Below are 26,980 nucleotides of genomic sequence, written 5' to 3'. Positions count from 1 at the left end.
CGTTTACACTGTATCGTGCTTTCGTTGGTCACAAGAAATAATTCTACCACCATTCAAAAAAATTGCAAGAGAAAAGTGGATAAAAATTAAATTAATTTTTACCCACTCCTTAAATGCTACTATTTACTAGTCTTTTCAATGATTTGTTGTGCCATTGATTGGTATATTTCTCCTAATCTATCATCTGGTTGATAAATGGAAGGCGCGAAATCTTTTGGATTCCATGATGGTTGTTCTAATGGTAGGTGACCTAATAAGTCTGTTTGTAATTCTTCAGCAAGCTTTTCACCGCCACCTGTTCCAAATACATATTCTTTATTTCCAGTTTCTTCGCTTTGGAAGTAAGACATGTTTTCTATTACACCTAAAATCGTGTGTTCAGTGTGTTTTGCCATTGCTCCAGCTCTTGCTGCAACAAATGCTGCAGTAGGATGAGGTGTTGTTACAATAATTTCTTTACTTGATGGCAACATCGTATGTACATCTAAAGCAATATCCCCTGTACCTGGTGGTAAATCTAAAATCAAATAATCTAAATCTCCCCATCGTACTTCAACAAAGAAATTCGTAAGCATTTTCCCTAACATTGGGCCTCTCCATATAACTGGTGCGTTCTCTTCAACAAAGAAAGCCATTGAAATTACTTTCACACCATGACGTTCAACTGGTATGATTTCTTTACCTTGTACCCCTGGTTTTTCATCAATTCCCATCATGTCTGGAACGCTAAAGCCATAAATATCAGCATCAACTAGACCAACTTTTTTACCTTCTCTAGCTAATGATACTGCTAAATTGACTGCTACTGTTGATTTTCCAACGCCACCTTTACCAGAAGCGATGGCTATAAACTCTACAGGATTGTCTTTAGATAATAAGCCTTCTATTGTTTGTTGCTCGTCATCACTCGTACCTCTATATTGTTCTACTACATCAGATGGTAATTCTTCAAATCTGATGCCAACTGTATTAGCCCCATTTTCTTTTAATACTTCCACTACGGCCATTTGTAAATCTAATTGAGGTTGTCCCCCTAATTGAGCCATAGCTATTTTGACACTTACATGCTCTATTTCTTCTTTAATAGTAACCTCTATTATTCCATCAGTTTCTTTTAAAGGTACATTTATTATTGGATCTTTTAATTCTCCAACAAGTTCTTTAACTTGCTCAGTCGTTAACACAATGCGTCCCCCTCTTTATAAAATAATCATTATTTATATTCTAACAAACAAAACTTAAGTTTGCTTTAAATAGTTTATATTCAGTATAAATATAATCAGCTTATTAAAAAAGAAGTTAGCTCACTTCACTCTCTATTAAAGAATAAATAAACTAACTTCTTATAGTAATTGCTATATTTCTTTCTTAAATGGTTACTTTAACTATCGGAGATAAAGTTAAAGTATTACAGTTTCTACTATATATTAACATTATATTCATTCTTCATAATCACAACATTTAAAGTGCTTCAATTAACTGTTGTGATTTTCTAAAATAAGATGCTTATTTTCCATTTAAGTTTTCACTATCTGGATAAAATATTTCCTTACATATAAATAAGAGTCCTATGATGAATACAATCACCCAAAAATCAATATTTATATAAGTGTAATGGATATGCACTATGAAGTAAAATAGCAAAGTTGTTACAGTGAAAGTAATTAAGTGATAAGTTATTCCTTTAAAATATGGGTTATCTGGTAATTTTTTTCTAAAGTAATCCATTAAATTCTCTATTATAAACAAATTGAAATAACCTAATACAATATAACTACCATAATAAATTAAGTTATCGTAAAAGTTTTTGTTATATCCAAAATACGCAAGATGGAAATAAATAAGGATTCTACTCAAACCATATAATCCAAATCCTAAAAATGTTAAAAATATAGCCCCAGAAATAATAAATACCGAAAGTACAATAAGCGTTGTAAATAAATATTTTATATATTTCATTGCTTACTGTCCTCCCTTTTCACTCTATTTCGATATTCCGTTTAATAATCACCTAACTTTTGTTACAACCTCGCTAGTATTTATTATTAAAACTATAATCGCATAAACTATATTACCATTATAACAACTCACTACCAAATACAAATTAACACGAAGCTCTACTATTCAAATTATAACGTTTATTGATGAAGTAAATCATGTTTTAGTTATATAGATACAGTTTACTAATTAGATTCTTGTTTCTGTTCTTTATAAAACACAGTCCATAAAACTATTAGTATAATCAATATAATTAAACTAAGTAAGATAACATTGTGTATTTGCAGACTGATAAAAGTGAACGATAAAGCATAAACGTAACCCATTACAGTAGAACCTATTGAATTACCTAAACTCTTAGTTAATGTATAGAGTGACATCATCCGCTTCATATTATTTAATGAAGTCTCTTCTTGAGTTATAACACTATCTTTTGTATAAACTGTGCCAAAGCTAACCCCTGCAAGTAATAAACTAAATGCTATAAATAATGGCGATTCGGTGCCTATAAATATTAAAATGCCACATAGCATTAATAGTGTGAAAGCAAAAATATATAATCCTTTTCTACTCATTCTAACCTCTAATTTATCTAATGAAAAATTAAGCGCTAACCAAGCAAATGAAATTGGAAATATTACAAAGCCACTTTGTAATGGTGAGAGGCCCATTTCTTCTTGTAAATAAATAGGCATATATAAGTTGTAACCCATCAAAATAATTGCATAAGCAAAATCAGTAAAGAATATTAAAATAATTGTCTTATTAAATTCTGTAACTGGTACAAATGGTGTTTTTATGTTTTTTTCATTTTTGTAAAGAACCACTGCCATTATACAAGCTAAGATAAGCGAAATGATGTTTAAATATAAATTCGCTTTATTCATAACTGTAAACATTAAAAAGAAGATTAATACATAGAAGTACGTTAAGCCCTTCACGTCTAATTTATTTTTTGCAGTTGTATTTTCATTTTCAAAATGGAATGTGATTATCACCAATACCATAGCAGCAATTGCAATCGGAATATTCACGAAGAATAACCAGTGCCACGTTGCAAATTCTAAAATAGTTCCTCCCAAAACCGGGCCAATAATGCTAGAAATCCCCCACACACTACCAACAATTCCCATAATTTTATAACGTAATGGGATTTCAAAGGCAAGTTTAGGTACTATTTGACTCAGTGCCATCATTACACCAGCACCTAAACCTTGTATAAAACGAGACATGATAAGTATCTCAAAAGTGCCACTTATTCCGGATAAGAAACTTCCTATAGTAAAAAGCAATAATCCTAAAAGTGTGATATAAATAATTTTCGTTCGATCTAGTAGTTCTCCTACAATCGGATTAGCTATGACAATTGCAATAAAATAAACTGCGAAAATCAATGAAATGGATGAAGTAACATTTAAGTCATCTCTTATAGTAGGAATTGCTAAAGAAACAATTGATGTTTCGATGGCAGACATAAACATAATTAATATTAATGCAACTACGATACCTAAAGACTTAATATTCATAATCTACCTCCTTGCATAACAAATTAAATTTTTTTAGCATAATCAGAGCAATTACTATGTAGTAATAAGTTTCAAATCGACTTCTTGAGGCTAGGGCAGAAATACATGTTACAGTCTAAATCTTTCTTTGTTTTAAAAAAAGAGCGGGATAGAAATCAAAATCTGATTTCATATTCCCGCCCCCACAAAGCCTACTAAAAAATAATACAAGAGCCGAAACTCTTGCATAAGTACTTAAAACAAGCCCATATATATCAGACAGCTAGTGCCCATATAATAATTGCTTTTAAAACATAGATTTATGTCCTAGAGATTACTAAATCTATGTTTTTTAGAATTACATAAAATATAAAATAGCTATAAAATGAAATACGGATGCAATTACTATAAAGAAGTGCCAAATCATATGAAAATATGGACGATCTTTTTGTGCATAGAACCATGCTCCAACGGTATAAGCAATCCCACCAAATAGTATAAATAGCATAAATATTACCGATGAATCGAAAATAATTGTCGGTAAAAATAAAACGCCAATCCATCCCATAACTAAATACATAGTTAAGCTCAATTTATGACTAACATTTTTAGCTAAAGATTTGTATAGAATACCCCAGAGTGTAATACCCCAAAGTACTGCCATTGCAGTCCATCCTAACCATCCACCAATTAACACTAAACATATTGGCGTATATGTTCCAGCAATTGCAATATATATCATACTGTGATCGATAATTCTGAGTATATATTTATGCGAAGAATTATTAGGCATCGCATGATAAATCGTTGAAGATATAAGCATTAGGAAAATACTTATCACATATAGCGAAACGCTAAATGAACCTAATATGCCATGATTTAAAAAACTTTGTATTGCTGCATAAGGCAATACACATAAAGCAATGAATGCAGCTGCCCCATGTGAAACTGCATTTCCAATTTCCTCACCAAATGTTAAAGGTACAATATTTTTAAATGTTTTAGCCACTTTGCTATTATCTACATCTACTGTATGAGACATAAGTGTAACCACCTTTTTTATATCAAATTCATACGTTTCAAATCAGCTGTAGCTGTTTCAACACTATCTTTACCTTCTTTATTTTTTAAAGGAGAAAACTCTTCTTCTCTCGGTACTTGTAATGTAATAAAGCTATTAGCATATTGGAAAATATCAAAATAGAATAATTCAAACTTAAGTGTCGGTTGCTCAATTACGCCAAAATCATCATCTAACTGTTTTAGTTTTTTAATCGCTAAATGATATGGCAATGCATGATCAACCACATTGTTAATAAATAAAAGTTTAAATGTATGTATTCCTATATTAGCGTTATTAAATTCATTAGCAACTTCAGGGTCTAATTCTGAATATTCAAGCACAGTATCTTTTTGATTAGCTGTCACTAATCTACCAACACTTTCCCCCTCTTTAGGTTGAATTGACTTTGTAGTGATATCCATACTTTTTTGGAATGTATAACCTGCAAATAATGGATCCAATACTTTCACAAGAACGTTATCAATATTATTCAAGAAAATATATTCCACTCCATTGTCTGTCATTTCATCTAAATAGCCTGAATTTTTGAGTGATTTAAACACGCCACCATTACCGTTAGGCGTTTCTAGGATATTACCATCTACATCTAAAACTAACTTGCCTTCTTCAGATAAGGCAACAATGTTCTCTTGCTTGAAAAAGTGCACATGTGATTTATCATATCCAAAATAATCTTTAGCTTCGAAAAATAGTTGTGTTTCTTTGTCATTTACTTTGCTAGTCATGATATACCAATCGACAGCTACACCTGTTTGCTCTTTTAATGCTATTAATTGTTGTGCTTGAATTTCAAATAAGCTAACGCCTTCAATTTCAAATGAACCTTTAGGTCCTTTATAACCTAAACGCGTCCCTTGTCCACCTGCCATTAATAACACTGCAAATTTACCTTTTTGAATTGCGTCTAAACCAACTTCTTCATATTTTTTGATTTCTTCTTCTGAAAAATCATTTTTAACATCATATTTCACCTCATTAATAGAGGAAACGTCATCGATTACTTTTTTATTTACATACAAATCTTCGTATAAATCTTGAATATCAGATAAGTTTAAAGAGTCTACTTTATTAGCCAATTGTTCTTTCTCATTTGTACTCATTAGTTTTTCAAATTCAATTAAATGGTCTTGATTAAACTTTTCTAAACCTTTCTTATCTAGCATGTTCTCTCTCCTTAATATTCAAATATTAGATAAAAATAGTATCTTATTACTGACTTGAATATATAATTTCACTATTTGTACTTTATATTATTATGATTATATGCACAACCTTAATCATAACCATTTAAAAAAAAAGCTGCTTAATAAATGGTTGAAAAAACACATAAGTTGCGCCTATAGTTAACGCGCTCGCAAGTGATAAATCAACGAGACCACCTGTTTTAAAAACTAAAGGGAATTTCACATTGATTGGGATAGGATATAAAAATTTAACTCCCCTAGGTGTTAACATATCTAGTATAACATGAGACAGCATTCCTAATATAATGGTAATTAAATAATAAATTGGCGTTTGAATAGCATATAATAAACAAATTATAATTGAAATAAATAATAGCGAGTGTGTAAATGTCCTGTGACCAAATAATAATCTAATAAAAAAGCTCAAAACTTTAAATCGTCTACCAATTTTACTTTGTGCATGACAAATATCAGGTAATAAACTTGATATAACTGCAAGCGTTATAACCGTAATTGATGTAAACAAATCTGTATGAAAATATTCTATAGTTAATGCGCCTACTAATAAACCGCATGATGCGTGGGTTTTACCTGTCATTTTCACTTCTCCTTATCGCAATATATTTTATCATATCTTTTATATCAATGCGAACGTACTTTCGTAAAAAACATTGAGTATAACATATTCAATAAAAGTATCACACAATTACTTGAAAACGGTTGCATGTTGTTGTATGATATAGCTATAAATTAATTAAAGGATGTGTTCTAGATATGGCAATGACAGTTAAAAAAGATAACAATGAAGTAAGAATTCAATGGAGAGTTGCAGATATTAAGATTCCAACAAGTGATATTAAGAACATTTCACAAGATCAAAATATCCATGAAATTCCAAAATTAGATAGAAACAAAGTTTCGAGAATTGGTTCTACTTTCGGAAAAACGAACCGTGTTATCATCGACACTAATGACCATGAATACATTATTTATACGCAAAATGATCAAAAAGTATATAATGAAGTAACAAAATAATATTAAACAATTAACAATAAAAAGACGCAATTCTAACCCCACGTTAGAATTGCGTCTTTTTTATATTAATCACGTCTTAAACATATAAGGGATATCAATTAACCTCTAATTCACAATGATGATATACTATAGCTAAATCTTAGAAAGTGGGTGCATATCATGTACGTTGTTACGAATAGAATTGATGTTAAAAAAGGGTTTGCAGAGAAAATGGCGCCTAATTTTACAAAAAAAGGCAAAATAAATGAATTAGAAGGATTCCGTAAAGTTGAAGTTTGGCTAATCGAAGACGAAACAGACTACGATCAAATGTATGTGAATACTTGGTGGGATTCTGAAGAAAATTTCAAAGCATGGCTTGAAAGTGATGCGTTTAAAGAAGCACACGCAGGTAAGTCAAAATCTAAAAGTGAAGATTCACCAGTCATAGGGAATAAAGTTGTTAAAGCAAATGTTTTATCAACACTTAATTAATCAGATACGTTTGTAAGTTTAAATACAACAAAACAATAAATATTGCAAAACACCCCGAAGATTAGTTTTTCAATCTAACTTTCGGGGTGTTTTAATTGTATTCATAATTCATAATGTTTTTAAACTAATTAAAATATAAATGCGCCATCAACGCTATAATCGGTAATGCAATAATTGTTCTGATTAAGAAAATAACAAATAGTTTAAAGATACTGACTGGAATTTTCGAGCCTAATATCACCCCACCTACTTCTGATAAGTAGATTAACTGACTAATACTTAATGCACCGATAACGAATAATGTAATATCATTGCCTACGCCCTCAATTAATATAGAAGGTAAAAACATATCGGCAAAGCCTATTAATATTGTTTCTGATGCTTGCGCAGCTTCAGGAATTTGCAGTAATTCTAAATATGGTACAAATGGTTTACCTATAATTGCAAATATTGGTGTGTAGGTCGCAACGATTGTCGCTAGTGTACCAATACTCATAACAACTGGTAAAATAACAAACCACATATCTACAACTGTTTTAAATCCCGATTTGAAAAATGATTTGAATCCTGGTGCATTAATACCTGTTTCTGTTGCCATATCAAAACCGTGACTTAATGCTGTTTTATTTTCTGGTAATTTTTCAGTTCTCATTTCTTCAGATACTTCTTTTGAGTATTCGTCTTTGATTGATTTTAATGGCCAGACTCTTGGCAAAATCAATGCACAAACAATACACGAAACAATAACTGAAAAGTAGAAATAGAAGAAATGATTTTGCATATGTACTGTTTCCGCAATGACGATAGCAAATGTTATAGATACTACACTAAAGGTAGTAGCAATAACTGTTGCCTCACGTCTAGAATAAAAACCACTTTCATATTGTTTACTTGTTATTAATACCCCTACTGTGCCATCTCCAATAAACGATGCTAAGTTATCCACTGTAGAACGCCCTGGTAATGTGAATAAAGGTCTCATAATAGGTCTAAAGATTGGACCTAAAAATTCTAACAATCCATATTCCATAAGTAATGGTAAAAATAATGCAGCAAATAAGAATACAGCAACTAATGTTGGCAATAGACTTTCAAATACAAGCCCACCAGTGTCTGCAGAATAAATTACTTCAGTACCTACTTTCAAATAAGTCATCCATACAAAGACAACTGCTAATATTCTTAATAGCAACCAGACGATTTTCACATTAAATGCATTATATAAAAGTCCCTCTGGTTCTAATTTATTTTTCAATATTGTAGAGCATAAAATCGATAATATACCTGATATTGTAATAATCAAAACAATAATTAATGGCATAGCGTTCCCGAGCACATCTTGCAACAGTCCTGCTAATAGCGCGACGGGTAATGTAGTTTGCTTAACACCATCTTCAGTCACAGTAACAGGTACTAAAAACAAGATAATACCAATCAATGACATGACAATGAATTTTAATCTACCTCGTACCAATTGTGATTTACTATATTTATTCATTTCATTCACCCCTTAGGTGTTTATATTTTTATATACACTTAAAAAAGCAACAGCAATAATTATAACCTATTATGTATAAATATGTAAATCAATAATTTTAGGTTTTTATTGTCTTCTTGTATATGTATAAATAAAATGATTGACTCTAATATTATTTAGGGTCAATTACACTTTATATGAAAACGCTTACTTTTGCAATTTATTTTTGAATTATATTTTTCTTATTAAAAATAAAAAGTATGGAACGCCGACAATAGCAACGATTACACCGACAGGAATATCGATAGGTGGATGAATACCTCTTGCAAGGCCATCACTAATTGACAGTATAAGTGCACCAATCAAACCTGACATAATGATGATGTGGATATGTTTATGGCCAACTATTCGTCGCGCTATATGCGGTGCAATCAGTCCAAGAAAACTTAATCCCCCGACGAGTGAAATTGAAGCGCCTGCTAAAGCTACTGCTAAAAATAATAAAATCATTTTAATCTTTTTAATTTTTGCCCCTAGTCCCAGCGCTACATCGTCACCAAGAATTAAAATATCTAACTGATGACAGTAATAAAAAATAAGCGGTAAGGTAATGATAAACCATGGTAATATCACTGTTATGTTCGACATGTTGTGACCATATAAACTTCCAGTAAGCCAAACTAATGCAGTATTTGCATCTAGCGGATTACGTATTAACATATATTGAACAATCGTAGTACAAATTGCACCTATTGCTAAACCAATTAATGCAATTTTCGAACCTTTCATATTAAATTTAGATATTAACAAAGTCAAAATCAAACTAATACAAAATGCACCAAAGAAAGAACTAAATGGCAAAATATATAAAGGCGCTGTAGGAAATAGCATTATAACCGTAACAGCGGATAAACTCGCACCTTTTGTAATACCAATAACATCTGGTGATGCAAGTGAATTTCTTACAACACCTTGTATCAGAGCACCAGAAATCGCTAAGCTACTACCAACAATCAATGCCAAGCACATTCGTGGTACTCGATACTCATTTAAAATAAAGTTATCTTGTGAAAGTAAACTTTTAACCACTTCAGCAGGATGTATAAATACTGAACCTATGGACAATGATCCAATTGCAAAAATAATAAGTAATATCGTCACAATCGTATATTTTAATATAAGTCTAATAGTCATATGCGATCCACTCCTTTAGCAGTAATTGCAAGGAAGTATAATGCACCTACAAATGAAGTAACAATACCTACAGGCGATTCAAATGGAAATGCAATTAATCTACTGAGTACATCAGATAGCAATAATAAGTCTGCACCAATAATTATCGCTAAAGGAATCATCACCCTATAATTTGTATGTATATAATATTTAACAATATGTGGAACGATTAATCCTACAAAGTCAATAGGGCCCGCTACTGAAACAGAAGTTCCTGCTAATAAAATAACAAGAATAGCTATAATAATTCTCACTACTTTGACATTTTGCCCTAAAGATGTAGCTAATTGTTCACCTAGCTCCATAATTGTTAATTGTTTTGCTATCATAATAGTTCCAGTAAAAGCAATAATAAGCCAAGGTAAGATGCCTAAAATTTGTGTCCAGTTGATAGTAGATAATGAACCTACAAGCCAAAACATAACTGTGGAAGTTGCATGTTCGTTTAGTAGAATAATTCCTTGAGTCATACTTGTAAAAAATAAATGAATGGCCATACCTGCTAATGCTAACTTAATTGGTGTTATTCCTTTTGTAGATCCTGATAGCAAATAAACTGTTAAACCACCTACAAACGCGCCAAAAAATGCTAGTATTGTAGCAAATGGTGTTAAGGCAGGTATAAGCATCGTGATAAATACGATAACGAAAGAAGCGCCCGAGTTAACGCCAAATATTTGAGGCGATGCCAAAGGGTTTCTCGTCATAGCTTGCATGAGTAATCCAGCCACGCTAAGTGCTGCACCAATGAATAGTGCTGCAATCATTCTAGGCATACGCACATTATGAATTAAAAATGTTTGTTTCGTTTGATCGTGTGTCCATAGATAATCTATAAAATCTTTCGTTGTAATGCGTGAAGCACCAACCGTTAAATTAAAATACATCATAACAAAAAGCGCACCCACACTCACAATGAATATGAGTGCTGTGCGTTTTTGTATTTTGCTTTCAGAACTATTGGTTTGACTAATACGCTTTACTTTAGCCATTTACCATCACCCTATTGTTGTTTATCATTATTTTTGGTTTTAGAAACTTCTACGAGTTGTTTTGCTATTTCTTCAGAAGAAATAATACCACGTGCTCGTGCCCAAGTATTTCGATCAAAAATAGATACTTTATTATTTTTCACTGCGTCTAGATTTTTCCATACTGGATCCTGTTCTTGTTTTTTCAAATTCGGGTCGTCTTTTCCTTCATCAACCATGATAAACATTCGTCCTGGATTAATATCTGAAAGTACCTCAGAATTTAATTGTAAATAAGGACCTTTTAAGTATTTAGCTAAATTATCTGTTTCTGTTTTATTTAATGCGTTCTTAAAACCTAGCTCTTTTAGCAGCTCACCAACATAAGTATTTTCAGGATGAGATAGTAATCCTGATTTTGCAATAACAGTAGCTAACACTGGCTCAGATTTATCCATAGTAATTTCTTTACTGTATTCTGACATTAAATCTTGATGTTCTTTTAATCTTTCTTTTCCTTTATCTTCTTCTCCTACTGCTTTCGCAATTGTTTTAAACGCATCTAAATTATCTTTATAGTCACTATCAAAACTTGGCAGTAGAATTGTCGGCGCAATTTTTTCTAAATCTTTTTGTATGCCTTTATGTCTATTAGTATCAGCTATAATTAAATCTGGTTTCTGATTACTAATTTCTTCTAAGTTAGGCTGTTTACGTAAACCAACTGATTTATAATCACCGATTTTTTCACGAATTGGTTTTAATATTCTATCCTTTTTACCATCATCTGCTATACCCACTGGTTTTATATCTAAAGCTGCAAGTGCGTCTACATATGAAAATTCTAACGCTACGACTCGCTCAGGATTTTTATCAAGCTTTGTTGTACCGCCATCATGTTTAATCATCACGTCAACTTTATTAGCGTTATCCCTTTTAGATTCCCCAGTGTCTTTATCATTACCATTTCCACAAGCGGTCAATAATACTACTGTCAAAGCTAATATAAGCACACTCATAAATTTAAAACTATGCTTCATCGTTGTCACTCCTTAGATGTGTATATTTACATATCTAATTTTATTGAGAATGATTATCGTTGTCAACATATTTTTAATTAACTTTTAATTTTCTACAATGAATTAAACACTTGATTTTTAATGTTAGTGCATGCTTGCTCAACACCTTCATCACGTGTATATGCTTTTGTTAAATTAGGCATATACATGCTTTGTGCTAAAGCTTTATACCCTAGACTAAATTGTATTTTGTCTCCTAATTGATAAAAATCCTGATTTAATAAATCAATCATGACATGATCACTTGTAGCACCTAATATTTTCACTTGATGATGTATAGGTGTAATCGCTTCGACATGCGTATCCAAACTACCAATATCAATAATGGCTTGTAAATATTGTTTGCCTGTATCATAGTTCATACGTGGCTTAATCTCTACTATTTCTGCTTCTAAAATAATTGTATCTTGATATAACATTGCAATTGGATGATTTGTTGTGGTCTCAATTCCTCTGAAGAGCGTTTCGCCTATTCTCAGTTCGTTAATTTTACCTAAATCACTATAAGCCATTTGAGTTAACAAACTTGAATTTCCACCTGATATAATTTTAAATTTTATATTGGTCACTTCTTCAATAGACTTTACAAATTGATTAATCATTTTCACATCTTCATCTGTAGGTGCGTTCGACTGAAAACACATAAAGTTAAATGCTAACCCTGTAATATTAAGGTGATGCATCTGAATTATTTCTTTAATATAGTCAATCACATCATAAGTTAAGATACCTTCCCTAGCATCTTTCCAATCCACCATGAGTAAAATTTGGTGCTTCACTTGTTGTTTACCTGCAAGATCATTTAATTGTCGAATCGTCGCTATCTCAGTTTGAATGCTTATATTCGTATAACGCACTACATCTTCAAGTTCATATTGATTTGTAGTTCCTATCATTGCAAAAGATAGATTGGTATCTTTACTCTTCGTAATATTATCAATTCTGGCATCTGCAAAGTGTGTCATACCAATGTCTTTTAACACTTCTATAATTTTGCTATCACCAGCCACACATTTGGTTACAGGTGTAAAACAAATATTATTTTGACTGCACAAGGCGTTTAATACATGACCGTTATATTTAATTTTAGATAAATTAATCTGTAATTGTGCCATGTTTACACCTCTTTATATAATGGGTTCTTTAATTTTATAGTTACGTACTGTTTCACTTTACTTTCCATTCTCATGCGCAACAATGCTTTGACTGAAATCGTAGGTCCAAACAAAACTGTTTTCAACACTTGTGCATGAGCTTTTTGTGAATCTATCGCTTCATCTACTATGTTCCCAACTAATTTAAATAACGCTCGCTCATCTACTTCTTCATATTTTGAAAAATAATGAATCAGTTCTGCAATTTGATTTTGAATTACTGAATGTTGAAACTTTCCGATAACCGCTTCAATATTTTCAGCAATCAGACTTGAATTCGTTATATCAACATGAGGTAATTTAAGCTTTAAAGTGTCTAAATCTATTCTTGAACCACCTAGATCTCTAATAATAAATTTCATTTGATAATCCGGTCCAAGATTAATAATCGTATTTTGCATATGCGCTTCTAAGGCGATACCGTAATCTTGTATATATGCAATTAATGGTTCAATTAAAGTTTTCGCATAACTACACAAAAATTGTTTGATGGCGATTGATGTAGGTCCTTCTCCAATCCACTCCAAGTAACTATCTACAACGACTTTGTTATCAACTGGATTTTTATTAATTAGACTAGCTGTCACCAACGTCGTTCCGTTATCTGCGATATAAGGTTTGTGTCTCACTATGCAAGCCAATTGACGTGCGGTATCGTCATCTATATTTACATGAATACCATAAGGTTCCAAAGCGACTTGTAATTGTGGGTGTAGCTCTAACATCTCTTGTAATTCATAACTGAGTTTAGGTCCATCTACTGTCGTCACAGCTGCAACGGTTCGGATGGCACTCGTAGCTTGAATATTTACTGGTAATTTAATATGATACGGCTTATTGATTAACGCCATTGTTCTAAATGATAACGTTGCTTTAGATGCTACATCAAATGGTGTGGGTAATAATCGACCTTCTTTTATCCATTCCGAAAATTGATGCACAATCACATTGTCATATTGCCAAGGATGTACAAGTATTATTCTATAATCCTCCAGTTCAAACTGGTACGGTTCTAAAAATGCTTTGAGTTTATAACGATATTCAGGAATAATATGATTTAAAATATATTGTTCATCATCTTCCATTGACGTTGTAATACAATCTGCTTTATGAATAAGCATTACTTTTAATGGAATAATCTTTTCAAACTCTGGCGCATATAATTTTACTTCTTTTCTTGTTAATGGCAATTTCGTTTTAGACAAGGGATGCGTTGGATGCCCTTCTACAACGATACTCTCCGAATAAGTTAAATCATTAATTTCTTCTGAATCTTTAAAATGCTTTAACCAGACGAAGAAATTAATAGTTTCAGGCATTCTCGAAAATTTCAATGTTGCATGAATCAATGCTTGTCTATGAGAAAAATGGTCATACGTCAATGCAAAACCATCTCTACTAGAAATGAGTTCTTCTCTCAATCTGTTACTCATTGGTATATCAAATTGCTTATCCAATACATCGAGCAAGTGTTCTACAGTTTCGATTTCCATCATAGTGTTACCCTTGATGTAACGTATCTTTCCTCTAAATACATATCTTTCCATATCACTTTTATGTACTTTATCCACTTGTAAAAGTTGTCCATGATATTGTAATTCAATATAATCTTCAAACTCATTAACTATCATTTGATCAGGAAAAATATGTTCCTTAATAATCGCATTATAAATACGATACTGTACGTTTTTATCTGCAGTTTGCCATGTCCGATCCGTCATACAACAATGCCTCCATTTTGCTCAATCTATTTATTATATATTGAATAATGCTGTAATCACAAATGTATTCAATTCTATTACAAAGCATATGATTACTGTATTTAAAGTAATTTACTTCTACTTTTCCATTTTAATACTCACTATGTTCCCTCTATTTTTCAAATCAACACAGTACTAAAAATAAATTATTCGGTGTCCATTCACTTTGGGATGTTAAAATACATAGAAAAGTGGTAAATATAAATGATGAAACTGTTATATTTCATATGTCATACAATCAAATTAACACTATTATGATAGAACCCATACTTATTTTTATAATTGATAATTATTATCAATGTACTTAATATAGATTATATAAATACCTTATACTTTTGTAAAATAATTTTAAGAGGTGCCTTATGAATACAAACATAGACTTTAACAATTCAATTAATAAACTCACTGAAGATGAACAATATGCATTAACCTATTTAGAATCTATCAATTATGAATGGCGTGATGCATTTATGAAAGCGTTATTAATCAGTAGAGATAAAATATCACAGCGGCTCATCACTTCTTTACATAGAGAGAATTTAGTTAATAGTCGCGATTATAGTCAGGTCATTACAACACAAGATGCACCAATAAACTTAGCAACTAACCAATTACAAACATTAAAAATAAATTTCCCACACGCTCAAAAAACTTTATATGCACCTATTACTGGATTACATGCATTCGATAGAATTGATGTTGAAGGCCCCTTTTATTTTGAAAGTAAGCATAATTTTGAAAGAATTTTACATCCTAATGAGATATTAAGTTGTATTTTAACCGAAGTACCAACACTTAATAATGACGCAAGTTATCAATTTAGAGAAGATATAAATAATAGCGTAGCTAATATGGCTATTTCGCTTAGCTTTCAAATGATTACATTAGCTGATGAAACTTTGCCTCTTGGTCAACTAATTATTGAAGCGGAAGATAGTTATTTAAGATCCGAACAAGCAGTTGTTGAAGGGCATCCCTTACATCCAGGTGCAAAATTACGTAAAGGTATGACACCTGAAACTGCAATTAATTATTCTTCTGAGTTCAATAATGTTATAGGCTTAAAGTTTATCTTAATACATAAAGATATTGCAAAAGTTGAAGCATTATCCAAAAATTACAATGAAACTCTATATGATTTATTCGAAGGCTTATATTCCGAAGTTTTAAAAGAGGTTGGTTCTGAACATATTGATACGTACTATGTCATGGTCATACATCCATGGCAATATAATGAAGTATTAATAAATCAGTATGACAATGAGCTTAAAGAAAAACGAATTATTCCAATTCACTATCAACTTGATTATCACGCTGGTCTATCGTTTAGAACACTAATGCCAAAGCTGCCTATAACTTCACCCCACATTAAACTATCAACTAATGTGCACATCACAGGTGAAATTAGAACTTTATCTGAACAAACAACAATTAATGGCCCACAAGTCACAAAAATTTTGAATGACATTAAACATAGCGATACCCTATTTCATAATATTGCTGGAGATACGATTGATGAAATTGCTGGCATCCACTTTTTTAAAACAGAAGATCCACATGATATACAAACTATAAGAAGTGAACAATTAGGTTCGTTATTTAGAACTAATATTTATGATGTTATTGATAATAATACAACACCTATGATTCCATCAACTTTAGTTGCCAACTATGTTTATAACTATGAAACACCTATCAATACACTTATCAAAAAGTATGCACAAACACATGCTTTTGATTCTTATAAAGAAGCATGTATCACTTGGATAGAACAGTATAGTCAAGCACTAATTGATATTACGCTACCTTTATACATTAAATATGGCATCGCTCTTGAAGCACATTTACAAAATACTATCGCTACATTTAATAGTGATGGCTCGTTAAACAAATTATATGTCCGTGATTTTGAAGGTTTACGCATTGATGAAGCTTACTTGAATCACATGGGATATAGAACCCAAAATTTTCATGAGAAATCCTTAATTTTAACGAATCAACCACAAACTGTTTTTAATAAAGTATTTTATTCTAGTATTCAAAACCATCTTGGAGAATTAATCTGTACTTTAGCAAAATCTAGTGCTATTGATGATTTAGAACAAAGCATATGGTCAAACGTAAGTGATCTATTAGCTAACAAGTTAAATGTTATCGCCAATACTATGGATGATTCTAAAAGAATCGATGAAATTAGAGCATTATTATTCGCGTCTGAAATTGACTATAAATGTGTAACCACGATGAGACTAGAAGATGAAGCAGATGTTTATACATATATAAAAGTGAATAATCCACTTCACCGAAATCATGAATCTCATTAAAGTATGATATTAAGTCTATTTAAATATTAAAAAACCAAATGCTTTTATAGCAATTGGTTTTTCGACATTTTAAAACCGCTAAAGCAAATTAACTTTAGCGGTTTTTAGTTTGATACTCAATTAATTATTGTAAGCCTTTTTCCTCATTATTTGAGTTTTGGCTTTTTTCATTTTTTTGAGACCATTCTTTTTTAGTCATTACATCTTCAACGCGCATGTTAACTTCAACTACGTCAAGACCAGTAATATATTTAACTTGTTCTTTAACTAAATCTGTTACTTTACGGAAGATTTTAGGTGCTGATTCACCGTATTCTAATATTACTTTTAAATCAACAGCTGCTTGTTTTTCTCCAACCTCAACGCTTACGCCTCTTGAAACGTTCTCGTTGCTTCCGAATGAGTTAGAAATACTATCGACGAATCCGCCTTTCATTTCTAAAATTCCACTTACTTCACGCGCTGCGATACCTGCAATTTTCTCAATTACTTCATCAGAAAATGTTAATTTATTTGAAAATTGCGGTTCTTGTTTTTGTTGTTCTTGTTCTTGTTGCTTTTGTGCTTCTTGTTCATTAACTCCAGTTTGATTATTATATGCTTGTTTTGCTTTGTTATTATCTACTGCCATATTAAAATCTCCTTTGTCTTCTCAATTTTTAAAATTTAATTTTAAGTCATTTTCAAACTTTGGAAATACTAACTCCATCGATTTAAGAAATTTAAAAAGTCTTGCTTACGGTCTTTAGTATACCCGATTGCAATTCCAATCAAACATAATACTAAGATTAATATTGTACTCCAGAAACCTAGTGTTAAGAATAATATTGCGATAATCAAGAATGCTAAGAATCCAATGATTCTCCATTTAAATACTTTTAAGAAATCAACAACTTCTTGTGTAGAATCTTGTCCATTTTGGTGATTATTATTAGTCATGATAACCCTCCCTTACAACACACGTTTGCCTGAGGTTTTTTGATCTCTAACGTTGACCTCTAGTTTTGATACTGGTAATTCAGTAAAGTGTTCTACGTTCTGCTTAATGTCATTTCTAATTTCTTCCGTTAATGATTTAACTTGAACATCACCTGGTACAAAGAAATCCGCTTTCAAAGCAATATGTGATTTCTTTTTCTTGTTATACAATTTTGCAATCACGTTCGGTTGACGAATTTGATCATATTGTACAAGTGTATCGTATGCTGATTTTTCAATTGCTTTTCTCGATACATAAATATGACCATCATTGAAATCTTTGTAAAGTCCGGGTTTTCTATACGTAGGTTTAAACAAGCTGAATACTAGTATCAGGCCAATTAAAATGAGTAACGCTGCTAAAGTTATTAAGGTTGGTTGAAACCAATTAAACTGTGTTAAGTAATCTTGATACTGAGTAATTCTAGAGTCTTTGATATACATAAACAGTAAAACACCAACGATTACTACAATTAAAAGTCCTAATATGAAATTTTTAAGTCGCTTCACCTCGTATGCCACCTCCTATGTTTCTAGATTATGTACTTGTTATATATGACTAATACCCTTTAAAAAAATCTTAGAAACATTTTTATTGTATTTGTTAAATATTTTCTATGGCAAAATAAGTTTGCTCTAGTTATTATTCTTCCGATCTTCAGTTGATTCTATTTGTTTATCGTCTTCTGTTTCTGAATCACCTTGATTTGCTTTACGATATTGTAAAAGCTGACTATCCGTGACAAGTAGCTTATTGCTAGGTCTCGGCTTTTCTATTGCTAATGATTTAAAGAGTGACCATATCATTAATATAATGACAATGGAGAATGGTAATGCTGCAATAATTAACAGGTTTTGAATCGATTGCGTTCCACCCGTATAAATCATAATCATCGCAAATAACGCTAAAATAATGCCCCAACTGACTTTGACTAAACCAGAAGGATTAATACTACCTTTAGAACTCAACATACCTAATACATACGTAGCTGAGTCGGCTGATGTTACAAAGAAAATCATAATGACTATCAGCGTGATAATACTCAATACAAATCCTAATGGAAATTGTTCCAACGTAGCAAAGGTCGCTGTTTCAGTTGCTTCTTTCGCGATATTCGCAATACCGTTTTGTTGTAAGTAAATTGCTGAGGCGCCAAATACTGCAAAAAATATGAAACATACAAGCGCTGGTACAAATAATACACCTAATATAAATTCTTTAATCGTTCTACCTCGAGAGACACGGGCGATAAAGATTCCAACAAATGGCGCCCATGAAATCCACCAAGCCCAATAGAAGATTGTCCATTGTTTTAACCACTGGAATTTTTCTCCACCCGATTGCGGTATACGTAAACTCATGTTAAAGAAATTAGCAATATAATCCCCTAATGAATTGGTAAACGTATTTAATATCGTTAGTGTAGGTCCTACACAGAACAATAAAAGTAACACGAGGAAAGCTAACGCCATGTTAATATTACTTAAGCTCTTAATACCTTTATCAATACCTGACCAAGCTGACCAACTAAATAATAAGGTTGCTATAATAATGATAATAACTTGACTCCCAAAATTAGAGGGTATTCCAAATAAGAAATTCAATCCTTCATTGATTTGCAACGCACCAAAACCAAGTGTTGCAGCAACACCTGTTACAGTAGCAATAATTGCAAGGACATCTATCGCCCCACCGATAGGACCTTTCATCATTTTACTGCCTAAAATAGGTATTAACGTAGCACTGACTAGTCCCGGATAACCTTTATGGAAATTAAAGTACGCAAAAACGAGTCCCACGATACCATATACAGCCCATGCGTGCACACCCCAATGAAAGAATGAAAATTGCATCGCATCATTAATTGCAGTTTGCGTGCCTGCTTTATGTAATGGGGTTAAAGTAAATGCATGACTAATTGGTTCAGAAGTTGTCCAAAAGACTAAACCAATACCCATACCTGCACTAAATAACATTGCGAACCATGATTTTAATGAAAATTCAGGGTCTTCGCCTTCTTCACCCAATGTAATAGATGAATATCTAGAAAATAATAGATAAACACATACAATTAATATGACTAATACAAGTAATAAATAATACCAACCAAAATTAACTGCTATAAAATTCGTAATAGATTGAGTGACTGATTCTAATTGTTTCGGTAATATTGCGCCATAGAGTACAAATACTGTACAAATAGCTAATGCCACCCAAAATACTGCTGTCATTTTTTTAAAATGCATAACAAAATTACACTCTCCCTTTGCTTTATGTAAGATACATACCCTATCATACTTAATATATTCCATATTTGTAACCACTTTTAAGGATTATTAAAATCTTATTTAAACACTATAAATAGATTTATTAAATATGTAATTATAATAAATTTACATATTTAAAAGCCTTCCAATTATTCACCCATAAGGTAATTGTTTGGAAGGCTTATCTAGTATATTAATTTCATAACACATTAACATGACAGATTTTAATATTTATAACTTATGATTCTTGATTGAGTTGAATTACTAATTTACCAATCATGTTTTGATTTTCAAGTTTCGTATGTGCTTCGAACAGACTATTTGCTGTTAAACCATCTATCACTTCATTTAAAGTTGGTTGATATACATTCGCTTCTATTTTTTCAGAAATGTCCGTTAAATAGTCACGATGTAAAGTCATGTCTTCAGTTTCATGTAGCGGTCTTGAATACATATATTCATGTGTAAATGTAATACTTTTAGGTTTGAGTAAGTTTAAATCTTGTTTATTTTTAAAAGCGACAATGGTTGCAATGATCCCTCTTGGTTTTACGAGTTCGATCATTTTTTCATAGTATTGATCTGTATCAAATGTACAGAAAATATAATCAACTTCGCTTATTTCATATTTTTCAAACTCTTTAACTAAATCATTTTTATGATTTAATACAATATCTGCACCCATATCCTTAGACCAAAGATACGTTTCTTCTCGTGAAGCGGTTGTAATAACATGGAGTCCATGATGTTTAGCTATTTGCGTTGCAATACTTCCTACACCACCTGCACCATTGATAATTAAAATAGACTTACCTTTATTATCTTCTGGATTATGCGAAATTTTAAATACATCAAATAATGTTTCTGATGCAGTGAGTCCTGTTAAAGGTAAACTTGCAGCTTCAGCAGCACTTATATTTTTAGGTTTTTTAGCGACAAGACGCTCATCAACAAGTTGGTATTCTTGATTAGAACCTTGATATGCAGGAGAGCCAGAATAAAATACTTCGTCGCCAACTTTAAAATGATTAATTTCTTCACCTACCGCTTCTACCACACCAACAGCATCAAAGCCTAGAACTCGTGGTGGCTCGTCAACAGGAGACTGTCTTATTTTAGTATCTACAGGATTAACACTAATCGCTTTTACACGTACTAAAAGTTCGTATTGCGTTGGTTCAGGTCGTTCAACTTCAAATTCATAGAACTGATTTCCTTCATCTAGATCAAAACGAGTATCTGCACCTATTGCTTTCATATTACATATCTCCTTTAATGTTTAGATATTGTCTGACACCTGTACAACTTGTTTGCCAAAGTTATCGCCTGTAAATAAGTTTCTAAATGCCTCTGGTATGTGTTCAAATCCATTCATGACTGACGTTTTTGTTTTTATTTTATCTTCTTGGACCCATTGGGCAAGTTGTTTACTCGCATTTGCGAAATCATCTGCATAATTTGCCACAATAAAGCCTTTCATTAATGCTTGTGATTTTATGAGGATGGGTTGAATACGTGGACCATGTTCAATCGTTGTATCATTGTAACCAGAAATTGCTCCACAAACAGGAATTCGAGCAAATTGATTTAAGTGTTTCATTACTTCATCAGCAATCAATCCACCGACGTTTTCGAAATACACATCTACACCATTTGGTACTGCTTTAGCAAGTTGTTCTGAAAAATCATCTGCTTTATAATCCACACTCGCATCAAAACCTAATGTTTCTGTTAAGTATGTTGTTTTTTCAGGGCCACCTGCAATACCTACAACATAAGCACCTTTTAATTTAGCAATTTGTCCTACCACTGAACCAACCGCACCAGATGCTGCAGATACAACAACTGTTTCGCCTTCTTTCGGTTGTCCAATTTTTAATAGCCCATGATATGCTGTTTGACCAGGCATGCCTAACACGCTTAAATATAAATATAGTGGAACATCTGTGTTAGATACCTTAATAACATGCTTTGCTGGGACATTGCTTAGTTTTTGCCAAGGGAATTGTCCAGTAACAATGTCACCTTTATCAAAACCATCTGCTTCTGATGCAATGACTTTACCAACAACATGCCCTGATAAAGGTTCATCAATTTGGAATGGTGTGATATAAGAATCACTATCATCCATACGTCCGCGCATATATGGATCTACTGATATATATAACGCTTCTACTTGAATTTCATCTTTTTTCGGCATATCTATTTCAACAGTTTCATATTTAAATATCTCATCTGAAGGAATGCCTTCAGGTCTCTTAGCTAATACGATTTGTTCTGTATTCATTATATTGCCTCCATTCGCTATTTTCTTTCATTTTATAGTGATATAACGGTGCAATCAATCAAATCGCTTATTGAGCTCTATGTGGTCATGTTATGCTTACGTTAAATTCATATACTAATCGATATATAGTAATAAGGAGATATTGAAGTGAAACTAAGTATTTTAGATTATGTTCCAATTTTTGAAGGCCGCAACGCGACACAGGCTTTAAATCATACCGTTGAATTAGCTCAATTAGCTGAGTCATTAGGCTTTTATCGCTATTGGGTGGCAGAGCATCATCAAGTGCATTCTGTAGCCTCTAGTGCGCCTGAAATGGTTATGATGTCACTCTTAGAACGAACATCCTCCATTCATATTGGAAGTGGCGGTATTATGCTGCCTCATTATAGTGCATATAAAATTGCAGAACAATTTAAAATAATGGAAGCACGTCACCCTGGACGCGTCGATTTAGGCACAGGACACTCGCCTAGCTTCAAAAATGTGAATCATGCTTTAAATGAAGCTAAAACAAAAGATATAAGTTATAAAACACAAATTAATGATTTAATGCATTATTTTAATGATGACAATACTTATAATCATCGTTTTAAAGGGTTACAAGCAACGCCATTAATCGATACGAAGCCGAGTATGTTTATATTAGGCATGAGTAAACAAAGTGCTGCAATCGCTGCAGAAAAAGGATTACCTTTCGTAGTTGCACTTATGGGTCAAGCTAACCAAATTACTGAAAATGTTATTAATCATTATCGTGACTTATTTAAACAATTTCATCCTGAAAGTGAATCTTATGTTATTATTTCTACATTTGTAATTACTGCACAACAGCAATCACAAATAGCTCAATTAGAACATGCCTTTCATTTATGGTTAGTGCGCATTGGTTATTTGGATCAGCCTGAGTTTTATCCTTCAATTGAATTTGCAATGCATCGACAACTCTCAACACGTGAACAAGATAAAAAGATTTCTAACCAAAATAGAGTGATTTCAGGTTTACCTAATCATGTTATAAAAGCACTGAATGATGTTGCTTTAAGATTTAATGCTGACGAAATTATGATTCAACCACACGTTTTTGGTGAAACACACCGAAAAACACTGCTAGAGTTAATTGCCAAGGAAAATATAACAGAATAATAATAAAAGCAATATATCGCCCACATTTAACTATCGGCTGATATATTGCTTTTTTGCATGATATTTTAATTTACAGATCTTTATCCCATAAGAAATCATTTATTTTATCTTGGACTTTTTTATTATTTGCTAGTTTTCCATGCTCTGCATTAGGCCCATGCACTTTAAATTCATCATATGATTTTACGTTGTCACCTAATAAATATTTTAATGATCTTGAAGATACATTAGTCACCCTACCGTCTGAGTCTGTACCATCTTCAATGTCTCCATATATATTTAGCACATTTACGTCATCAGGAAATTTATGTTTCATAGCTCGTAATTCCTTATAATCATCCATCATTTTATTAGGTTTGCCTTTTTTATCTAATTCAATATTTAATTTTTTGCCATCTACATCTACCTCACCATTAAAGTTCCCGGCCAAATTTACTACTTTATTTAAAGCAGGTAGTTGTTCATCGTCTCCATAATTTAACATATAGTAACTAAATGATTTATTACTCATAGAATGTGCGACAAAATTAAATTTTTCAAAGTTATATTGATAGTTCGTGGCAATGATGGCATTTCTTATCCATTTTGCATTTTTTTCTACATTTTCATTATTATTATCTTCTAACTTAATTTTAATAATTGGATATTTAGATTTACTTGTTAAATTTCCATCGAATGTCACCTTTCCATCAGATGAAACATATGCTTGAATAACCTCTTTTGATGCACCTGACTTAATAGCTGAATTTACTAGAAAATTCCCTGAGTCAGCTGAGCCTTTATATCCATGAAGATAAAATGTAGGTATTGCTTCCTCGGAATCACTTCTGACAGGATATTCGTTATTTCCATAATATTTAATTACTAAAATAACTACACTTAATAAGGCAACGAGCAAAATGATAAGTAGTACTGTATAGAAATTATAAGAGTTCTTTTTATCTTCCATGTAATCACGCCTTATATTATAGAGTTATTTTCCTTAATTACCCAACATCTTATCATACTTAACGTTTTAAAATAAATTTTTATTTTGTAATACAAAAAAAGCACTTTCCAATTATATTGGAAAATGCTTTTTAATATCGAACACAAACTGTCTACACTAATTTGCATACTGTATCTGGAAGCGAATAACTTCGCAACAGTTGCAGTAGTAATATTAACGTTTTGAGAACTGTGGTGAACGACGAGCTTTTTTAAGACCTGGTTTTTTACGTTCTTTCATACGAGGATCACGAGTAAGTAATCCAGCGCGTTTTAAAGAACCTCTGTATTCAGGATCTGCTTCTAATAATGCACGAGCAATACCGTGACGGATTGCTTGAGCTTGTCCAGTAAATCCACCGCCGTGAACGTTAACTAAAACATCATAGTTACCTTTAGTTTCTGTAACATCAAACGGTTGGTTTATATCTAAAATTAATGATTCAAATGGTAAGTAGCTACGTACATCGCTGCCGTTAACAGTAATATTACCTTCACCTGGTACTAAACGTACACGTGCTACTGAGTTTTTACGACGGCCTGTGCCTTTATATTCAACTTGTGCCAATGTAATTTCCTCCTTTTAATTAACCACGTAACTCGTAGTTTTCTGGTTGTTGTGCAGCGTGTGGATGTTCAGCGCCACCATATACAAATAATTTTTTACCTTGTTTTTCGCCTAAACGCGTGCTTGGTAGCATACCTTTAATTGAATTTTCAAGTAAACGTTCTGGGTTCTTAGCTTTTAACTCACCAGCAGAAATTGATTTAATTCCGCCTGGGTGGTTTGAGTGACGATAATACATTTTATCTTGTTCTTTGTTACCTGTAAAATGTATTTTTGAAGCGTTGATGATAATCACATAATCACCTGTATCAACGTGTGGTGTATAAGTTGCTTTATTTTTACCGCGTAAAATAGTTGCTACCTCTGATGATAAACGACCAAGTGTTTTATCTTCAGCATCAATAACATACCATTTGCGCTCAATGTTTGATTCATTAGCCATAAATGTTTGACGCATATAATTGTCCTCCTAGAATAAATAAATGTTTCTTGTTTAATAGTTATTACTTTTAAGTTTAGATGTCATTTATTTTGTTAATTTTTTGTTCTTGTTCTACGTGCTTCTATATCTTGTTACACAATAAGATTCCGGGGCTTATCGTGGGTGATATAAAACAATACCGTTAGTAATCGTATAATTTTTAAGACGTTTTGTCAATCTTATTTAATCATTTTGTGTTGATTTTTTTTGATGTATTTTTATATCACTACCAAAGTCATTGATTAACGCTGAAGATGTCAAATAAATCCGCTCTAAATATAATCCTTCAGATGGTGCAGTATACGGAACCTGATTACGATCTTTCATCATTAATAACTCAGGTACCTCTTCAGGATTACGCTTTCCTTTACCAACTTCTAATAGAAACGCCATAAGCACACGTACCATATTATATAGGAATCCTGAGCCTGTGACAATATAATCCAGACCATTTTCTGTAATTTTAATACGACTTTCATATATCGTGCGCACTTTACTCTCTACTTCTGTTTTTTGTGAACAAAAACCAGTAAAATCATGCGTTCCTACGAATAATTGGGCTGCCCGATTCATTTTTTCAATATCTAATGAATCGGTAATATATGTTTTCAAACCGCATTGGAAAGGATCCTTGTGCTCTGATTGATAAATTTTATAACGATAAGACTTTCCGACACAATCATATCTACAATGAAAGTCATCATCGACAATCATTACATCATTCACATAAACATCATCAGGCAAAGCACGATTCATTACGTACTTCCATTGTGGCGGAGCAATATTCAATTCTGTATCAAAATGAAAATATTGTTCTAACGCGTGTACGCCTTTATCGGTTCTACTACTTGGGTGAATTCGCACATGACGTTTGTGCATTCTTTTAAGTATTTTTTCAAACTGTTGTTGTACTGTTCTACCATTTTGTTGTATTTGAAAACCAAGAAACTGACTTCCTTGGTATGAAATATTTACTAAAACACGCAT

General features: G+C 32.0%; 26 protein-coding genes. 4 read left to right on the top strand and 22 right to left on the bottom strand.

The annotated features are described in order from the left end of the window. Positions 1 to 119: 119 nt before the first annotated feature. From MHB47_RS03960 to MHB47_RS03935, 6 genes are all read right to left on the bottom strand, one after another. Positions 120 to 1,184, bottom strand: coding sequence for an Mrp/NBP35 family ATP-binding protein (locus MHB47_RS03960; RefSeq protein ID WP_002507016.1), 1,065 nt, complete (start codon positions 1,182 to 1,184; stop codon positions 120 to 122). A gap of 322 nt (positions 1,185 to 1,506) precedes the next feature. After that, complete coding sequence (locus tag MHB47_RS03955) at positions 1,507 to 1,959, bottom strand: SepA family multidrug efflux transporter (RefSeq protein ID WP_065338492.1); 453 nt, start codon at positions 1,957 to 1,959, stop codon at positions 1,507 to 1,509. A 224-nt stretch (positions 1,960 to 2,183) separates the two neighbouring features. Further along, positions 2,184 to 3,524: a multidrug efflux MFS transporter SdrM gene (gene sdrM, locus MHB47_RS03950; RefSeq protein WP_340755265.1), complete on the bottom strand. Its 1,341-nt coding sequence runs from the start codon at positions 3,522 to 3,524 to the stop codon at positions 2,184 to 2,186. 337 nt (positions 3,525 to 3,861) lie between these two features. After that, positions 3,862 to 4,545 (bottom strand): PAQR family membrane homeostasis protein TrhA, encoded by a 684-nt coding sequence (trhA, locus tag MHB47_RS03945; RefSeq protein WP_340755263.1) that lies wholly within the window; start codon positions 4,543 to 4,545, stop codon positions 3,862 to 3,864. Positions 4,546 to 4,562: 17 nt separating this feature from the next. Continuing rightward, positions 4,563 to 5,750, bottom strand: a complete 1,188-nt coding sequence (locus MHB47_RS03940) for a UTP--glucose-1-phosphate uridylyltransferase (RefSeq protein WP_002507011.1) — start codon at positions 5,748 to 5,750, stop codon at positions 4,563 to 4,565. A gap of 124 nt (positions 5,751 to 5,874) precedes the next feature. Continuing rightward, positions 5,875 to 6,369 carry a metal-dependent hydrolase gene (locus MHB47_RS03935; RefSeq protein ID WP_340755261.1) on the bottom strand — a complete coding sequence of 165 codons (495 nt, stop codon included), beginning with the start codon at positions 6,367 to 6,369 and terminating at the stop codon, positions 5,875 to 5,877. A 176-nt stretch (positions 6,370 to 6,545) separates the two neighbouring features. Between MHB47_RS03935 and MHB47_RS03930 the strand changes: the two genes are divergently transcribed. Together MHB47_RS03930 and MHB47_RS03925 are read left to right on the top strand one after the other, a co-directional pair. Continuing rightward, on the top strand, positions 6,546 to 6,806 hold the full coding sequence (locus tag MHB47_RS03930) for a SunI/YnzG family protein (protein ID WP_002507009.1): 261 nt from the start codon (positions 6,546 to 6,548) through the stop codon (positions 6,804 to 6,806). A gap of 159 nt (positions 6,807 to 6,965) precedes the next feature. Further along, positions 6,966 to 7,280, top strand: coding sequence for a heme oxygenase (locus tag MHB47_RS03925; RefSeq protein ID WP_002507008.1), 315 nt, complete (start codon positions 6,966 to 6,968; stop codon positions 7,278 to 7,280). Between the two features lie 124 nt (positions 7,281 to 7,404). On the opposite strand, the gene MHB47_RS03920 is transcribed toward MHB47_RS03925, so the two are convergent. The 6 genes from MHB47_RS03920 to MHB47_RS03895 all read right to left on the bottom strand — a co-directional run bounded on the left by MHB47_RS03920 (position 7,405) and on the right by MHB47_RS03895 (position 14,915). Next, complete coding sequence (locus MHB47_RS03920) at positions 7,405 to 8,778, bottom strand: YjiH family protein (RefSeq protein ID WP_340755259.1); 1,374 nt, start codon at positions 8,776 to 8,778, stop codon at positions 7,405 to 7,407. A 210-nt stretch (positions 8,779 to 8,988) separates the two neighbouring features. Continuing rightward, a complete protein-coding gene (locus MHB47_RS03915) occupies positions 8,989 to 9,951 on the bottom strand; it encodes a FecCD family ABC transporter permease (RefSeq protein WP_340755257.1) in 963 nt (320 codons plus the stop codon). Next, positions 9,948 to 10,982 carry a FecCD family ABC transporter permease gene (locus MHB47_RS03910; protein ID WP_340755255.1) on the bottom strand — a complete coding sequence of 345 codons (1,035 nt, stop codon included), beginning with the start codon at positions 10,980 to 10,982 and terminating at the stop codon, positions 9,948 to 9,950. The genes MHB47_RS03915 and MHB47_RS03910 overlap by 4 nt, the downstream gene beginning before the upstream one ends. An 11-nt stretch (positions 10,983 to 10,993) precedes the next feature. Further along, positions 10,994 to 12,001 (bottom strand): ABC transporter substrate-binding protein, encoded by a 1,008-nt coding sequence (locus tag MHB47_RS03905; protein WP_340755254.1) that lies wholly within the window; start codon positions 11,999 to 12,001, stop codon positions 10,994 to 10,996. Positions 12,002 to 12,093: 92 nt separating this feature from the next. Beyond that, positions 12,094 to 13,155: an alanine/ornithine racemase family PLP-dependent enzyme gene (locus MHB47_RS03900; protein WP_340755252.1), complete on the bottom strand. Its 1,062-nt coding sequence runs from the start codon at positions 13,153 to 13,155 to the stop codon at positions 12,094 to 12,096. A gap of 2 nt (positions 13,156 to 13,157) precedes the next feature. Then, entirely contained in the window at positions 13,158 to 14,915 is a 1,758-nt protein-coding gene (locus MHB47_RS03895) for an IucA/IucC family protein (protein WP_340755250.1), read from the bottom strand. Between the two features lie 401 nt (positions 14,916 to 15,316). Between MHB47_RS03895 and MHB47_RS03890 the strand changes: the two genes are divergently transcribed. Further along, the gene (locus MHB47_RS03890; protein WP_340755248.1) at positions 15,317 to 17,278 is read left to right on the top strand and encodes an IucA/IucC family protein; all 1,962 of its coding nucleotides are present in this window, start codon (positions 15,317 to 15,319) and stop codon (positions 17,276 to 17,278) included. 124 nt (positions 17,279 to 17,402) lie between these two features. Here MHB47_RS03890 and MHB47_RS03885 read toward each other — a convergent pair whose 3' ends face one another. The 6 genes from MHB47_RS03885 to MHB47_RS03860 all read right to left on the bottom strand — a co-directional run bounded on the left by MHB47_RS03885 (position 17,403) and on the right by MHB47_RS03860 (position 22,811). Further along, complete coding sequence (locus tag MHB47_RS03885) at positions 17,403 to 17,909, bottom strand: Asp23/Gls24 family envelope stress response protein (protein ID WP_002507000.1); 507 nt, start codon at positions 17,907 to 17,909, stop codon at positions 17,403 to 17,405. 68 nt (positions 17,910 to 17,977) lie between these two features. Beyond that, on the bottom strand, positions 17,978 to 18,217 hold the full coding sequence (locus tag MHB47_RS03880) for a DUF2273 domain-containing protein (RefSeq protein WP_002506999.1): 240 nt from the start codon (positions 18,215 to 18,217) through the stop codon (positions 17,978 to 17,980). A 12-nt stretch (positions 18,218 to 18,229) separates the two neighbouring features. Beyond that, entirely contained in the window at positions 18,230 to 18,766 is a 537-nt protein-coding gene (gene amaP, locus MHB47_RS03875) for an alkaline shock response membrane anchor protein AmaP (protein ID WP_002506998.1), read from the bottom strand. 126 nt (positions 18,767 to 18,892) lie between these two features. After that, on the bottom strand, positions 18,893 to 20,503 hold the full coding sequence (locus MHB47_RS03870; protein ID WP_340755247.1) for a BCCT family transporter: 1,611 nt from the start codon (positions 20,501 to 20,503) through the stop codon (positions 18,893 to 18,895). 259 nt (positions 20,504 to 20,762) lie between these two features. Next, positions 20,763 to 21,782, bottom strand: coding sequence for a zinc-binding alcohol dehydrogenase family protein (locus MHB47_RS03865; RefSeq protein WP_340755245.1), 1,020 nt, complete (start codon positions 21,780 to 21,782; stop codon positions 20,763 to 20,765). A 21-nt stretch (positions 21,783 to 21,803) separates the two neighbouring features. Beyond that, positions 21,804 to 22,811, bottom strand: coding sequence for an NADP-dependent oxidoreductase (locus MHB47_RS03860; protein WP_340755243.1), 1,008 nt, complete (start codon positions 22,809 to 22,811; stop codon positions 21,804 to 21,806). Between the two features lie 147 nt (positions 22,812 to 22,958). Between MHB47_RS03860 and MHB47_RS03855 the strand changes: the two genes are divergently transcribed. After that, the gene (locus MHB47_RS03855; protein ID WP_340755241.1) at positions 22,959 to 23,957 is read left to right on the top strand and encodes an LLM class flavin-dependent oxidoreductase; all 999 of its coding nucleotides are present in this window, start codon (positions 22,959 to 22,961) and stop codon (positions 23,955 to 23,957) included. A gap of 70 nt (positions 23,958 to 24,027) precedes the next feature. On the opposite strand, the gene MHB47_RS03850 is transcribed toward MHB47_RS03855, so the two are convergent. The 4 genes from MHB47_RS03850 to truA form a co-directional block, all read right to left on the bottom strand. Beyond that, positions 24,028 to 24,906, bottom strand: coding sequence for an alpha/beta hydrolase (locus MHB47_RS03850; protein WP_340755239.1), 879 nt, complete (start codon positions 24,904 to 24,906; stop codon positions 24,028 to 24,030). A 213-nt stretch (positions 24,907 to 25,119) separates the two neighbouring features. Beyond that, entirely contained in the window at positions 25,120 to 25,512 is a 393-nt protein-coding gene (gene rpsI / locus MHB47_RS03845; protein ID WP_002506992.1) for a 30S ribosomal protein S9, read from the bottom strand. A 19-nt stretch (positions 25,513 to 25,531) separates the two neighbouring features. Beyond that, positions 25,532 to 25,969: a 50S ribosomal protein L13 gene (gene rplM, locus MHB47_RS03840; RefSeq protein ID WP_002506991.1), complete on the bottom strand. Its 438-nt coding sequence runs from the start codon at positions 25,967 to 25,969 to the stop codon at positions 25,532 to 25,534. Positions 25,970 to 26,176: 207 nt separating this feature from the next. Further along, a complete protein-coding gene (gene truA / locus MHB47_RS03835; protein WP_340757272.1) occupies positions 26,177 to 26,980 on the bottom strand; it encodes a tRNA pseudouridine(38-40) synthase TruA in 804 nt (267 codons plus the stop codon).

Source organism: Staphylococcus sp. FSL K6-3157 (assembly GCF_038005145.1).
Lineage (GTDB): Bacteria > Bacillota > Bacilli > Staphylococcales > Staphylococcaceae > Staphylococcus > Staphylococcus equorum.
Note: the sequence above shows the minus strand (reverse complement) of the source record. Positions and strands in the feature narration are given on the sequence as shown.